The organism is Pseudomonas sp. GM74, from assembly GCF_000282455.1.
GTDB lineage: Bacteria > Pseudomonadota > Gammaproteobacteria > Pseudomonadales > Pseudomonadaceae > Aquipseudomonas.
In genome coordinates, this window is record NZ_AKJG01000169.1 from 1 (window position 1) to 14,791 (window position 14,791).

8 protein-coding genes and 1 pseudogene are annotated in these 14,791 nt (G+C 59.8%); 2 read left to right on the forward strand and 7 right to left on the reverse strand.

The window, feature by feature from the left end; translation table 11 throughout:
* Positions 1–109 precede the first annotated feature (109 nt).
* The 5 genes from PMI34_RS00505 to PMI34_RS00485 form a co-directional block, all read right to left on the reverse strand.
* Entirely contained in the window at positions 110–577 is a 468-nt protein-coding gene (locus tag PMI34_RS00505; protein ID WP_008054193.1) for an SRPBCC family protein, read from the reverse strand.
* 24 nt (positions 578–601) lie between these two features.
* Positions 602–4,012, reverse strand: a complete 3,411-nt coding sequence (locus PMI34_RS00500) for a non-ribosomal peptide synthetase (protein ID WP_008054194.1) — start codon at positions 4,010–4,012, stop codon at positions 602–604.
* A gap of 13 nt (positions 4,013–4,025) precedes the next feature.
* Positions 4,026–4,955, reverse strand: a complete 930-nt coding sequence (locus tag PMI34_RS00495) for a diiron oxygenase (RefSeq protein ID WP_008054195.1) — start codon at positions 4,953–4,955, stop codon at positions 4,026–4,028.
* Positions 4,952–5,728, reverse strand: coding sequence for a DUF3050 domain-containing protein (locus PMI34_RS00490; protein ID WP_008054196.1), 777 nt, complete (start codon positions 5,726–5,728; stop codon positions 4,952–4,954). The genes PMI34_RS00495 and PMI34_RS00490 overlap by 4 nt, the downstream gene beginning before the upstream one ends.
* Before the next feature lie 741 nt (positions 5,729–6,469).
* The gene (locus PMI34_RS00485; RefSeq protein ID WP_008054197.1) at positions 6,470–7,180 is read right to left on the reverse strand and encodes a GntR family transcriptional regulator; all 711 of its coding nucleotides are present in this window, start codon (positions 7,178–7,180) and stop codon (positions 6,470–6,472) included.
* Positions 7,181–7,376: 196 nt separating this feature from the next.
* On the opposite strand from PMI34_RS00485, the gene lapG reads away from it, so the two are divergent.
* Entirely contained in the window at positions 7,377–8,069 is a 693-nt protein-coding gene (gene lapG, locus PMI34_RS00480) for a cysteine protease LapG (protein ID WP_008054198.1), read from the forward strand.
* 14 nt (positions 8,070–8,083) lie between these two features.
* A complete protein-coding gene (lapD, locus tag PMI34_RS00475; RefSeq protein ID WP_008054199.1) occupies positions 8,084–10,030 on the forward strand; it encodes a cyclic di-GMP receptor LapD in 1,947 nt (648 codons plus the stop codon).
* Positions 10,031–10,106: 76 nt separating this feature from the next.
* On the opposite strand, the gene PMI34_RS00470 is transcribed toward lapD, so the two are convergent.
* Both PMI34_RS00470 and PMI34_RS00465 read right to left on the reverse strand, forming a co-directional pair.
* Positions 10,107–10,445, reverse strand: a complete 339-nt coding sequence (locus tag PMI34_RS00470; RefSeq protein ID WP_008054201.1) for a hypothetical protein — start codon at positions 10,443–10,445, stop codon at positions 10,107–10,109.
* A gap of 146 nt (positions 10,446–10,591) precedes the next feature.
* Positions 10,592–14,791, reverse strand: a pseudogene (locus PMI34_RS00465) (LapA family giant adhesin); the annotation flags it as partial.

A 14,791-nucleotide genomic window follows, 5' to 3' on the forward strand; every position in this document is an offset into this window, starting at 1 on the left:
AAGATTGAATTCCGAAACCCCTGTCTGCTAACGCAGACAGGGGTTTTGTCGTTTCAGGGGTGCTGAAAAGCCCGTTGTGGACCCTATCCACAACGGGCTTCTTCACATCTTACGCAAACAGTTTCAGCACATTGTTCATCGCATCATCGGCAAAGCCCTGCACGAAATCCTTGAAGCCTGGCAGCGCCTCGGCACTACCCTGCGCAGGTTCGGCGATGATGGTCCAGGTGGCTCGGGACTTGCCTGCATCCAGTGGTTCAACGCTCATCGCTGCCCACAGATTGGCCACACCCAGGGTGTTGTAGATAGTGGTCCAGGTCATGTGCCGTGCCTGGTCGTCCCGGGAATTGAGTTGTTCGACCACCAGGTTACCGTCCTTGAAGAACTTTTTGCGCAGCGATGAAACCCCTTCGCCGGTCATCTCGATGTGCGACAGCGCCGGGATGAAGCGATCGAAGCCGGCAAAGTTACCGACTACGGCCCATACCTGCGCAGCATCGGCGGGTACGTCCACCGAGGACACAACGTGGCAGCCTTGGGGGTTTTTGATCAGGGTATCGGGATGCAGAGTACTCATGGTTTTGCTCCGTTGGGGGTTGAGTCAGATGAAGTTGATTTCTTTGAGGTAGTCGCAGCCGCGACGTAGCAGTGCCGGCGTCTTTTGCGGGTAGTGCGCACCCATCAACCGAACGCCGGCCTGGGCGTTGTCGTGACCGATCATCGAGATGTCGCCGATGTCCTCCTCGAAGCCGTTGAGGTAGAACCCCAGCACGCCGAACAACGCGTTGTCGCTGTCAACCCGACTCAGTTGCTGTTGCCAGTCGGCGACGCTGACCATCGCGAATTCGCGTCCCGCCTCGCGGAAGGACTCCACGTAGTTGTCCCAGCTCAAGGGCTCGGGGTTGTGCAGGTTGAATACCGCTTGTTCCGGTTGATAACGACTGGCGTGGAAGGCGATGAATCGGGCGAGAAAGTCCACCGGCATCAAGTCGAAGTTCAAGGCGAACTCCGGCACCTGTCCCAGCTGGATCGAGCCCTTGAGCATCAGCATCAGGCGATTCTTGTGCGGCTGGCACACGCCCGTAAGGCTGTTGAAACTGATGTTGCCGGGGCGGTAGAGATTGACCCGCACCCCCAGCTCCCGCGCCCGTTCGAGGATGCGCTCGCCGACCCATTTGGACAGGTTGTAGCCGTTCTTGATGTAGATCGGTGGCGTCGTTGCGGCCGGCACCTCAAGCACTCGGCCGTCGGGGGAAATCGTGCTGGAGGCCGAGAGTGTCGAGACGAAGTTGAAGATTTTTTTGCTGCGACCTTCGCACAGACGCAAGCATTCGAAAATCGGCTCGACGTTGTCCCGCGCCAGTGACTCGTAATCGAGGACGTGATTGACGTTGGCCGCGTTGTGCACCAGAGCGCCAAACTCCTGATCCAGTCGCTGGTAAACCTCATCCGTCAAACCGAGTTCCGGCCGCGTGATGTCTGCCGCGTAAACCCGCACCCGGCTCATATCCAGATGCTCCAGACGGTTATCCCGCAACGCCTGGGTAAAGCGCTCGTTCGCCGATTGCCCGTTGCCGTCGCGAACCAGGCAGGCAACTTCGCTGGCACCCCAGGCCAGCAACGCCTCGACGATGTGTACACCGACAAAACTGTTGGCACCGGTGACGATCACCTTGTGCACATCGCCCATGCGGCTGACGGGTAGCGGCTGAACATCCAGTTCGCGGAAGGCATCGCGCATGGCCTGTTCGCTCAGCACTTCTTCGCTGTCGGAGCCGCGGACCAGTGTCGCCAGTTTCGCGATAGTGGGCAGTTCGATGAAGCGATTGATCGAGATGCTGCGCCCGAACTCCTCGCGCAGTCGCAGGAGCAAGCGCGACAACAGGATCGAGTGCCCGCCAAGATTGAAAAAGCTTTCGTCGGTGGAAATGTCGCTCGCCGGCAGCTCCAGCAACTCGGCCCAGATCTCCTGCAGCAAGGTTTCATCGGCGCTGGCGGGCAAGCGTCGTGGAGGGTGCTCAGTGACGTTGAGCGGCAGCTCCAGAAGCGCTTTGCGGTCGACCTTGCCATTACTGGCGTAGGGCATGGCTGGCAGTTCGGTCCATGCAAGGGGGTGCATGTAGTCCGGCAGGTGTTGTGTCGCGTGGGCCTTTAACGCTTGGCGAGCGCTGCCGGGAAGGTCCTCTCGGGGTTGGGCAAGGAAAGCCAGAATCCGCCGCTGGCTATCGATGACCACGGCAACCTGGCGGTACAACTGGCTGTCGCGCAGGCAGCGTTCAATCTCTTCCGGCTCGACCCGGAAGCCGCGAATCTTCACCTGATTATCACGCCGACCGCACAACTCGATCCCTTCGGCCGTCCACTTCGCCATGTCCCCGGTGCGATAGACGCGCAGGGTCCGGCCATCAGGCAAGTTCAGGTCCAAGTAGCGCTCAGCGGTTTGCTGCGAGTTGTTCAGGTAACCCAGGCACACACCGGGGCCGGCGATGTACAACTCGCCGACCGTCTGTTCGGCCACCGGCTGAAAGTCGTCGTCGAGAATCAACACCTGGCTGTTTGCGATTGGAGCGCCCAGAGAACGGTTGTTGTCGCCTGCCTGGAGTTTGCGCGCGGTAATCAGCACCGTGGCTTCGGTGGGCCCGTAGAGGTTGTAGAGCTTGCCCTGGCGGCTCAGTTGCTCGATGACCCACGGCTCGCAGACATCGCCGCCGGTCATCACATGCTCCAGGCACTGCAATTGCTCCAGCGGCAGGATGCTCAACAAGGCCGGCGGCAAAAAGGCGTGGCTCAATTGCCGATGACGAATCAGCTCCACCAGTTGCAGGGGATCGCGGCGTTGGTCATCGCCGGGCACGATCAACTCGGCGCCCAGCAACAGGGTGGGGAAGATGTCGATCAGCGATGAGTCGAAACCCAACGAAGAAAACTGCAACACCCGGCTCTGGCGGGTCAGCTGCACATAGTCGGCGTACCAGTGGGTGAAGTGCGCGAGGTTGGCCTGGCTGAGCAGCACGCCCTTCGGATGGCCGGTGGTGCCCGAGGTGTAGAGCGCTATACAGGGCGCATCGAGGTCGGGGCGTTGGCGCATCAACGGTTGAGTGAGGTCTGCGTCATGGACGTCGATACTGCTGATGTCCAGCCCTGGCATCTCGCTCGCCAGGGGGTGCTCGCCGTCATGCAGCAACAACACCGCGCCGGCGTTCGACAGGATGTACTGCTGACGTTGCAACGGATGGCTTGGCTCCAGTGGTAAGTAAACCGCACCGCTGCCCAGGATCGCCAGGATTCCCGCATACAGCGCACTGCATTTGGGCAGGCAGATCCCGATGACTGCCGGGCCTTGATACTGATTCAGAAGCACCTGCAGACGTTGCTCGATGGCGCGGCTGTGGGCGTGCAACTGGCGATAGTCGAGGGTGTTGCCGTCGATGCTCAAGGCCGGATGGTCAGCACTCTGGATGCACTGTTGCTCAAGCCTCTCGATCATCGGCGTTTGCGCGAGTTGTTGCAGTCGTGGGTCGGTGGTGGCATTGAGGTGATGCACGAACGCGAGGCTGTCCAGAAACCGCAGGCTTTCGATGCGCTCGAAGCGTGCAGGTAAGGCGGGTTCGGCGAGTCGAAAATAGTCGGCATCGCGCGAGTAGCGGCTGACCAGCAGCGCCACGTGGTCAACCAGGACTGTCATGGCCTGCATACGCAACGCCTGGCCGTTACCCGACGGTTCATCGGCGATGGGTACACGGGTCAGCAGCGTTGAGCCATGGCAGCACAACACGTCCAGCGATGGCACGCCGGACGCCTGCGGCAGGCCAAGGCCCAACTGCAAGGTCAGTCGTGGCGCCTGACAGGTGAACTGATGCAGCGTGCCATCGTCGATCAGTAGATCCGCAGGCCCCGGCATTTCGTCGGGTACGGATATCCGCGTCAGTGAGTGACCCTGTTGTTCGAGTTCCAATGCCAGCTCGGTCAGGGCCTGGCTTTGTCCGGTGAGCAAGATGTCGAGACGTCTCATGATGGGCTCCTCGTCAAACCAGATAGTCGCTGAGGGCGGTTTGTACGCACGGTGAATCGAGCAGCGAACTGCTGTGGAAAAACCGCACAATGTTGGCCACCAGCGGGTGGTGGCGACTGATTGGGAAGGCCAGTGCCGACACTTCGTTCTTGAGAGCGTGGCGCGTCGTGTCGTTGAGCTGCAGTGCGTCGATCAGGCGGAAATCGAAGGATTTCTGGATGTCGTTGGTCAGGTATTGGGTAATGAATACCGGCAGGATCTGCGCGATGCACTGGCGCTCTTCTGCACTTGCGGCATGCCAGTAGATGCGTACCAGCCGCGCCCAGAATCCGGAATGGCGTCCCTCGTCCAGCAAGTGATCGGCCATCAGGCCCTTGATCGATTGCTTGACCGAGTCGTCCTTGGCGAACGCGGCGACATCACCAGTCACAGTGTTTTCAGCAATGGCCACGCAGATCAGTTCTACAGCGCTACGCAGGTGCTCCGGTGCGAGCGCCACGGCCGCCGGTATCGCCCGGCTCAGCTCGATCTCATCCGGCAACTCAATGGGGGCGATGCCGGTCATGGCGATGGTCTGTTGCATGAAATCCATCGCCACCAGCGCGTGGTAATCCTCGTCCACCACCACAGTCATGGCGTCGTAGCGGCAGGCGAACGGGAACTCGACCACAAAGCGATTCTTGGCGATGCTGCGGGCGGTTTTGTCGACGATTTCCGTTTCGAAGATCACCACATCGTTGATGAACTTGTAGAGCGTCTGCACCAGGGCGAAGTCGCGCAGTTCCGGGCATTCGCGCAGAAAGGTTTCGCTCAGCACCAGCGGTTGCCGGCTCAAGGGGTAGATCAGTTTGTCGTCGTTTTCCAGCACGCGGCGCGGGCGCGTACGGATGGTCGCGCGGCTCTCCCAGGCGTCGGCGAAGGATTGGTAGTCGGTGGCGTTCATGCACTCACCTCCACGACGGATTCGTTCATGCTCAGGCGCAACCCGTCCCACAGGGCGATACGACTCTCCACGGCCGCGATGGCGCTGGCGTACACGTCTTCCTGCCGTTGGGGGTCGCTATCGACCAGTCGCGACAGGAGCTTTTCCGCTGCCGGGCCGTGGTCCTCGGAATCGACCTCAATGTGCCGTTCGAGGTAGTACCGGAAAGTCGGCGCTTGCTCGATGCCGATCCCCCAATCGTCGAGGATGCGCTGGAACATCTGCGGGATAACGCTCTCGCGACCGTGCAGAAACGCCGCCGCAACACTGTGACCCGGCGCATGCAGTGCGGTGTGTAGCGTATGGCGAACGAAATTGGCGGCCGCCGGATCGACGTTGATGCTCTGTAAGGCCACGTCATAGCTCACGCCCTCTTGCTGCAGGGCTACGAAGCGTTCGATGGCATCGGTGCACGCCCCGACTTCGCGCATTGCGTCCAGGTACAACTCGAAGTGGCTGTAATGACCCTGGGCCGGACGATCATCGGACTCCTCACCCAATACGATCTCGTTGATCAATCTCGCGGCCTGGGGATCCTGCGGTGGCAGCCAGGGCAGTCGCACGCAGGTCAGCTCCTGTTGCAGGCGCTTGGTCAGCGACATGAAGTCCCATACGGCAAACACGTGGGTTTCCATGAAGCGTCGCAGGACCGGCAGCGAATGTATTTCAGAGAAGATCGGGTGTTCGCCAAGTTCAGATTTTTTTTGCAGCAGACGTTCTTTAGTTGGTTTCATGGATGAGCCTGTAAATGATCTTGGGTAAGAAGTCATCGAGCACTGAAGTTCGCTGGAAGTTTTCTCCTGGCGAGCGGGTACCTCAAACGTATTGATCTTTTTCAGTGCCAAGGATGCCGGGTAACTCAGGTGTTACTGCCGCTTGCGGCTGGCAGCGAAGAAAAACTAATACACATATAAAGTGTTGATCAAGTTGTTTTGTTATTATTTAAATATTCAACTTTTTTGAAGTTGATAAGTCTCGATAAAACTTTTTATATGAGTTTTATTTGGGCGTAGTTACTCCTTCCGGTCTATATGGAACAGAATTGAATAAAGAGTGAATGCCTCACTCGAAGTAACTTTTTACGGGCGTCGTTGTGGGTGTCTGAGGGGGTGGAGGTGGGTCGCGAGCGATGCCGATCCTTCCATTCCCGTGATGAGGCTCCTTCCTTCGCTTCCGGGGGCAGGGACTGCTCCATTCGCACGGAGCGTCACCCGTTTTTTGTCCTGGTTATCCAGAGTGGGCGTAAATCGAGGTGGCCGCCATTACTGAGGCATCGCGCAAACGTTGCAATGGCAGGATTTCAGGCGGCGGGGCGTTGGGGCGGGGTATGGCGCCGCAAGGGCGGTGTGGTATGGGGGCAGGGGATTTGTAATCAAATCATTCGCGGAGCATTTTTTTTGTGGGGGGGGAGAGGGGGGATGCGCGGCAAGCGAGGTGAACCCTTCGGTACGTTCCCCGGGCTTGCCCGCCGCGAATTACTTCGACCTGTTCCTGGCCTGGACTTCAGGGCTGTTGAGGTAGCGCGTAATGACCTCGACTCCTCGGTTCAGGTGATGCTCGAGCAACTGCACGGAACGTTCGACGTCCCGGGCTTCGGCTGCCTGCAACAGTGCCTTGTGGTCATCCTGGGAGAGTTTGCCCAGGCCCATGGCTTCCAGGTTGAAACGCAGGAACCGCTCTTCCTCGTTCAGGCCGTCCTCGACCAGTTTCAACAGCCGGCGATTCGGCGCCCGGGTGTAAAGCGCCATGTGGAACAGGCGATTCAGTCGACCGATTTCGGTGTAGTCGCTTTCCGTTTCCAGCTCGTCGATGTAGCGGGCAGCTTCTTCGAGATCTTCGTCCCGAAGCAGTGGCACCGAGAGACGCAGGGCTTCGGATTCCAGCAGGATGCGCAGCGCGTAGGTTTCCACGGCATCGCCCTGGACCAGTGGCGCTACCACGGCGCCCTTGTGGGCAACCACGTTGAGCAACGATTGTGCTTCGAGTTGGCGCAAGGCTTCGCGTACGGGCATGCGGCTGACGCCGAACAGGTCGGCGAGGTCTTGCTGGCGCAGTGCCGCACCGCAAGGAATGCGCCCGTCGAGTATGGCCGCGCGCAGGGTTTCTTCGATCACCGAGCGTGCCATGTGTGCGGGAATCGGCCCGTTGACCTTGATGCTGCTGAGAGGGTTGGGCTTTTGTGTCACTAAACGCACCCTGATTGATGGAATATTTTTGGATCCAAATGACACTAGTAACTGACTGACTGCTTGTCAAACAAGCTCTCGAGTGCCTTTCTTGCAGTTTAGCGCGCTGGCAGTGATCTCACCGTGCCATTGTCTTTTTCCGGGCTAACCTTCACCATTCGAACGACTCCCTCCTGCCTATCCAGGATGCCTTGCATTGGTGGCAAGTTTAACGATCCCCCGGGTTTTACGCTGGCTGTGCAGCGCATTGCTGCTGACTGGCGTAATGCTGGGCAGCTTGAGCGCCGATTGGGATTTTTCCCTGATCAGCCGGCGGGCGCAGGCATTGTACGGACCTTTGGGAGAAGGTCAGCAACGCATTAATGATTGGCAATACTTATTGACTAGCCAGAAGCAGATCGGCGAGCTGGAACAACTCAATGTGGTCAATCGCTTCTTCAACAAGCAGTTGCGATACGTCGAAGACGTCGATCTGTGGCATGAAGTCGACTATTGGGAAACCCCGATCGAAGCCCTCTGGAAAGGCGCCGGCGACTGTGAAGACTACGCTATCGCCAAGTACTTCAGCCTGCGGCACCTCGGTGTAACCAGTGAAAAGCTGCGTATTACCTACGTCAAGGCACTGACCCAGAACCGCGCACACATGGTGCTGACTTACTATTCAAGCCCGGAAGCCGAGCCCCTGGTGCTCGACAGCCTGATTGATGCAATCAGGCCGGCAGGTCAACGGAAGGATTTGCTGCCGGTCTACTCTTTCAATGCGGAAGGGATGTGGTTGCCCGGTGCCAAGGGCAATAAAAAGGTCGGCGATACCAAACGCCTTTCGCGTTGGCAGGATGTGTTGAAAAAAATGCAGGCCGAAGGATTCCCGGTCGAGACGACTAACTAGGAGCACATGCTCAGATGTCTTTGTTCAAACAGCTGTTGATTGCTATCTGTCTGTTCCTGGTGGTCGCCTTCACCGGCAGTTTCATGGTCAGTCTGGAGAGCTCGCGCACCCAGTATGTCAACCAGTTGCGTTCCCATGCCCAGGACGCCGCGACGGCGCTGGCGCTGTCCCTGACGCCCAACATCGATGACCCGGCGATGGTCGAGTTGCTGGTCAGCTCGATTTTCGACAGCGGTTACTACGCGAGCATCCGCGTGGTCGATCTGAAGACCGACCAGGCCCTGGTCGAGCGCACGGGCATTCCGGCGGTCAACAGCGTTCCGGACTGGTTCGTCAAACTGATCGGCCTGGAGCCCGCCGGTGGTGATGCGATCGTCAGCCGTGGCTGGGAGCAGGCTGCCCGGGTCGAGGTGGTCAGCCACCCGATGTTCGCGCTGGCCAAGTTGTGGCAAAGCGCTTTAGGCAGCCTGGGCTGGTTGTTGCTTTGTGGCGCAGTCAGTGCGGTACTCGGCGCGCTATTGCTGCGTCAGCAATTGAGACCGCTCGATTACATGGTCCAGCAATCCCACGCCATCGCCCGGCGGGAATTCCTCAGTCTGCCGGAACTGCCGCGCACCCCCGAACTTCGCCGTGTCGTGCAGGCCATGAACCAGATGGTCGAGAAGCTCAAGGCGCTGTTCCAGGAGCAGGCCGAGCGCAGTGAAAAGCTACGGGTAGAGTCCTATCAGGACTCGTTGACCGGGTTGGCCAACCGGCGTTATTTCGAGATGCAACTGAATGCGCGGGTCAGCAATCCGGAGCAGGCCAGTTCCGGTTACCTGCTGCTGTTGCGGGTCAAGGATCTGGCCGGTCTCAACCAGCGTCTCGGTGGACAGCGCACCGATGAAGTACTCAAGGCCGTCGGCGAGCAACTGTCTCGCGAGTGCGCCAAGTACCCGGAAACCCAGAACCTGGTCACCCGTATCCGTGGCGGCGAATTTGCCGTGCTGGCACCGGGACTGGTGCGCGCGGAAGCGCTGCAACTGGCACAGAACCTCGACAGCGCCTTGGCTAGCCTTCACGCAACCGGCGCCACCGATGTGGCTGCCGTGGCGTCTATCGGCCTGGCGCCTTTCGCTCACGGTGACTCACCGCAGACGGTGCTCAGCCTCGGCGATCAGGCGCTGGCGCAGGCCGAAGGCCAGGGCGAGCGGAACTGGGCCTGTATCGAACACAGCCTCTCGGCCAGTGTTGGCGACGATCACCACGCCTGGCATCTGATGCTCGACCAGGCGCTGACACAACGACGTTTCGAGCTGTATTTCCAACCGGTAGTGGCCGCCCAGGACACGCAACTGGTGCTGCACTACAAAGTGTTGTCGCGACTGCTCGACGAGCAGGGTCAGACCATCCCCGCCGGGCGTTTTCTGCCTTGGCTGGAGCGCTTTGGCTGGACTGCACGTCTGGATCGGCTGATGCTCGAGCGGGTGTTGGAGCAAATGAGCGGGCATGAGGAGTCGCTGGCGCTGAATCTGTCGTCGGCAACCCTGGCCGACCCGCAGGCGCAAAACAAAATCTTCGAGATACTGCGCGCGCATTCCAACCTCGGCCCGCGTCTGACCCTGGAAATTGGCGAAGAGCAACTGCCTGACCAGGCGGTGCTGGAGCAACTGACCCGGCGCCTGCGCGAACTCGGGTTCTCCCTGAGCCTGCAACGTTTTGGCGGCCGCTTCAGCATGATCGGCAACCTGGCTCGGCTGGGTCTGGCGTACCTGAAAATCGATGGCAGCTACATTCGGTCGATCGATCTGGAGAGTGACAAACGCCTGTTCATCGAGGCGATCCAGCGAGCGGCGCACAGCATCGATTTACCGCTGATTGCCGAGCGGGTCGAGACGGAAGGTGAGTTGTCGGTGATTCGCGAGATGGGGCTATACGGTGTGCAGGGCCAGTTGTTCGGCGAGCCCAAGCCCTGGAAGTAATTCTTTAGCGCCGGGTTGTCAGTGATGCCCTCATCGCGGGCAAGCTCGCGATGAGGGCATCACTGAAGATCAATGATCAGATCAACCCGCCTTCATCCTCATCTATCAACTGACTCAACCCACCCAACGCCTCACGCGCCTGGTTTCGGTCCATGAGCTTGGCCTGGGCCGCCGTCGGCAGGTCGGTGACGCGGATCACGCCTTTCTGGGTCAGCACCTGAATCAAGTCATCGAGTACCCGGATCATTTCCAGGTCGCTTTGCTTGAGCTGTTTGAGGCTGTTTTCCACAGCCGCGTTGGCAAACCAGGCCTGGATCTCATGATTGTCGGCCGACAGCGTTTCCGTGGCCTCGGCATAGGTGGCGGGTTCCACGCGTACCAACAGGCCCTGCGCATCGCGTTGCACGTAAAACATTGAGCATCCCTCGGAATTGAACCAGCGTCGTGCTGTCAGCAGCATAGGTCAACTGCACGCCAGTATGTGGCGCAGCGACGATATCGTCACCGGGCAGTGGGCGCAAACGTGACGGCCGCCCCATAGGGAGCGGCCGTTTTCGTGCATCAGCTGTTGTTGTGATCGATTTTGATGGTCGGGTCGCTACCGGCAATCAGGTTGTGCAGGTTGGCGCTAGACCAGTTGTTGCCCTCCAGCTTGATCGTCACGTCCGGTGTGGCGGCTGCGGCATTGCCCGAGTTGAACTGGCCGGTCGAGCTGACTTGCAACGACGACACGCCATCGACCGTGGATATCTTCAGGAAGTTGTCGATGGTGCTGCCGGTTTCGCCCTGCAACAGATCGCGCAGGTCGATCCGGTCACCTTCGCTGGCCTTGAAGTCCTTGATCACGTCGTTGCCGGTTTCGCCCGCTTTCCAGACGAAAGTATCACCGCCGGAACCACCGATCAGGGTGTCGTTGCCCTGTCCGCCCATCAACGTGTCGTTGCCGGTACCGCCGAGCAGGATGTCATTGCCCTTGCCACCGTCGAGGCTGTCGTTACCGCCCGAGCCGAACAGGATGTCATTGCCCGCACCGCCCAGCAGGGTGTCGTTGCCGTCATGGGCGCCGGACACATCGAACGCGGTGTAATGCTCGGTGATGTACTGGTGCACGTTGCTGGTGGTGACTTTGCTGACTTCCACACCGGATTGCTGCGCCACGAAGGCTTGCATGGCCTGGTAACCCTCGCCGGCAATGCCGTTGAAGCTCACCAGGTCGCCGAACAGAAGGTCGTTGCCTTCGCCCCCGTTGACGGTGTCGTGACCCGGCATCGTCGCTTCGGTGTGGCCGATGATCGAATTGGCCAGATCCTTCGGATCGATGTTGGTTTGTGGCGTTTGATTCGAGTCGTACGGTTTCAGGTCGTTGAGGCTCACTCCGTTGTTGAGGCCAATGGCCTCGACATTCGACAGGTTGCTCAGCAGTGCAAAGCTGCCTGTGGAGTTGCTGGTGGTGTCCCAGTCGGTACTGTTGCCGTCGCCATCACGCCCCGAGAACTCGTAGGTGCCGTCACCCTGGGCATGCAGATAGCCGAAGTCCTTGGATGACCAGCTTGAGCTGCCACTGCCGTTGCCGTTGCCGTTGTTGCCGTTGCTGGTCTTGGTCCAGACCGTCACTTGGCCCGAGGCGGAAATGTCGATCTGGTGCGTGCTGTCGGGGAACAGGCTGATCGCTTTACCCAGCTGATAGTTGCTCGTGGTGATCAGGCTATCGAGCGTTGTGCTGCCATACAGGGTCGGGTTGGTCGACTCGCCGCTCTGATAGTAAGTGGGCTTGCCGTCAGTAATGAAATACGTGAGGTTCTTCGCCCCGGTGTTGGCCACGGCTTCCGCACTCTGGAACCAGTTGGCCGTGGTTTTGAACACGTCCTCGTAGTTGGTACCGCCGCCGGACGACATCAAGTCCAGAGTCGCTTTCAATTGAGTCAGCGCAGTGGAGTCATTGAGGTTCACCGACACCGACTTGTTGACCTGGGTATCGAAGTCCACCAGGAAGATGTTCACCGTACCCGAGTTGCTGCCCAGGCTTTGCTTGAGGGTGTTGAACACCGACGTCAGCGAGTCCTTGGCCGAGTTGATTGACGAGGAACTCATACTGCCGGAGCTGTCGACCATGAACGCGATGTTGTAGTTGGTGCCCGGCACCACGGTCAGGCCGCCGATGTCGGCGACGATGATGTCATTGCCGTCGGTGCCAGTGACGGTGTCATCGACGGCGGTGGCGGTGGCGGCGTTGTAGACCGCCGGGAACACGGTCACTGGGATCTGCGAAGTGCTGCTGGCCGAACCGCCCAGGGCCTCGGTGGAGGTCGAGGTCACGGTCAGGTTGAACTGGCCGTTGTAGTACGGGGGCGGAGTGACGGTCAGAGAGCCGAGGCTCCAGCCTGTCACGTTGGCCTCGCCATTGGTCGCGGTGACCGTGAAGGTATGTCCCGCGCTGTCGGTGAGCACCGAGCCGACCGGCATGCCGCTGATCTTCAGGCTCATGCTTTCCGAGCCATCGGTGTCGGTCAGCGCGGTGGTGATGGCGGACAATTTCACACTGGTGCCTTCGGCGCCGGTATTGAGTTTGTAACCGTCGTAGTAGCCTTCGCCATTGGTGCCGTGCAAGTCGGACACGGTCACGCCGGCATTCACCAGATCCGTCACGCCAGTGTAAATCGGTACGCCGGCGCTGCTCAGATCGATCGGCGTGCTGCCATTGACCGACAGGTTGACGTCATAGCTGCCCGGGCCGCTCTGGTTGTGGTGGTAAATGTCCAGGGTGTAGTAACCGCTGGTAGTCGGGGTGTACGAACCATTGAGGTTGCCGCCCGCGCCCCAGGTGATCGCGGCGACGTTCTTGCCTCCGATGGTCACCAGCAGGCTGTCATCGCCGGTACCGCTGAAGGTGTAGGTCTTGCCGGCTTCGAGGTAGATCAGGCCGGAGGTCTTCGATGCCGTACCGGCGGTCACGCTACCGTCGGACTGCACGTTGGTCACGGTACCTGTGGAGTTCGGCGTACTCGCGGCGTCGATCACGTTTTTCAGCGTGGTCGAGTCTGCGCCGCTGCCGCTGGTGCCCAGGCCCGACAAACCGGTCCAGACTTCCTTGATCAACCCGGTGGACCTTACGCTGTTGTCGGCAACGCTCAGGGTCGGGGCATCCGCCACTGGAGTGATGTCGATCTTGATCATGCCGGTGTTGCCCAGCGTCTGGCCGTCGGTTGGCTGGAACTTGATTTGTGCGTAGTCGGACTGGTTGTTTCCCAGGTTGGTACCGCCGTATCCGTCCACGCCCGATTCGTTGGCATCCGGCATGAAGCGCAGTTTGCCAGCGTCGATGTCGGCTTTGCTGAGGGGCTGGTTGGCGGCGACATCTTTCCAGGTCGAACCGTCCAGGTACTGCAGTTTGCCCTCGACCGGCAGCTGGGTGATTTTCACGCCCAGGCTGGTTGCCGGGCTGTCGACGTCGCTGACGCCGAAGGTCGACCAGCCGAGGACCAGCGGCGTGTCTTCGGTGCCGGTGACATTGATCGGTGCTGCGATCGGTGCGTCGTTGACCGCCACCACGTTGACCGTGGTGGTCGCGGTGTTGGAGTAGTTGCTGCCATCGGTCACCGTCACGGTGATGGTGCGTGGCACGGTGCTCGGGTTTTCACTGCTGTTGGTGAAGGTGATGTTCTTGATCTGCTGCATGTAGTCGGCCAGCGTCGCGTTACCCGACAGGGTCAGGGTGACGGTGCCATTGGTGCTGTTGGCATTGATGGTGATGCCGTTGACGCTGTTGCCCAGGTTCAGCGCATCGCCGTCCTGACGGTTGGTCAGCACGATGCTGGCGCCGGTCAGCATCGTGCTGTCCGGGTCGGTGATGCTCAGGTCGGTATCGCCGATCGACACACCCGCTCCCGGGGTGTTCTCGGTGAATGTCACCTTGTAATCGGCCCCGGTGGCGCCGCTGGAGTTATTGGCGTCGAGGTCCAGTACTGGTGGTGCATCGTTGTCGATGATCGAAGTGTTGACGCTGCCATTGGACGTGCTGATCGCCAGGTTTTCGAAGTTGCCGCCGGTGGCCGAGTCGATCTTGACCACGAAGTTTTCGGTGCTTTCGGTGATCCGGTCATCGATGGTCGAAATGTCGAACGGCACACTGCTGGCATTCGCCGGGATCTTGACCGTCGTCACACCAGTGAAGTCCACACCATTGGCTGCGGTGCCGGAGTAGGTCAGGGTTACGGTCACTTCACCGTGAGCCGGGTTGGTCAGCGCGAGGGTGTAATGCGCTGCCTGACCCTCGACGACAGATGTATCACCCGAGATGCTGATGGTGGTGACGTCACCGGTGTTGGCCGGCGTATTCGGCGTGCCCGAACCTGCTTCGTCGGTGACAGTGGTGGTGAACTGGTCTTTGCCCAAGGTCAGCTTCTCGAAATTGTCAGCGCCGCTGACCGATTCCAGTTTGTTGACGATGGACGGCTGGCCACCGGTGTAGACGTCATCCTTGGCGATGATGGTGGCAGAACCGGTCGCAGCATTGGCTGGAACGGTGACTTTGGTGCCGTCGGAGAGGGTGAACTCCAACGGGCCGTGGTTGTTGATCGGCAGACCGGCCGCGTTGGTCAGGGTCACTGTGTAGGTGACCGAGCCGCCTTCGGCGACGGTGGATTTGTCCGCGGTCAGGGTGGCGATCACTTCGCTGACGGTGTCGGTGATGGCGACGTTGGCCGCCGTGCCGTCGATCACCAGGTTTTCGAAGGCCTTGCCGTCGACGCTGGCCGAACCGAC

Excerpts from the sequence above, each read along its gene's own strand:
- PMI34_RS00505 (WP_008054193.1), bottom strand. The coding sequence starts at position 577 with ATGAGTACTCTGCATCCCGATACCCTGATCAAAAACCCCCAAGGCTGC.
- PMI34_RS00500 (WP_008054194.1), bottom strand. The coding sequence starts at position 4,012 with ATGAGACGTCTCGACATCTTGCTCACCGGACAAAGCCAGGCCCTGACC.
- PMI34_RS00495 (WP_008054195.1), bottom strand. The coding sequence starts at position 4,955 with ATGAACGCCACCGACTACCAATCCTTCGCCGACGCCTGGGAGAGCCGC.
- PMI34_RS00490 (WP_008054196.1), bottom strand. The coding sequence starts at position 5,728 with ATGAAACCAACTAAAGAACGTCTGCTGCAAAAAAAATCTGAACTTGGC.
- lapD (WP_008054199.1), top strand. The coding sequence starts at position 8,084 with ATGTCTTTGTTCAAACAGCTGTTGATTGCTATCTGTCTGTTCCTGGTG.
- PMI34_RS00470 (WP_008054201.1), bottom strand. The coding sequence starts at position 10,445 with ATGTTTTACGTGCAACGCGATGCGCAGGGCCTGTTGGTACGCGTGGAA.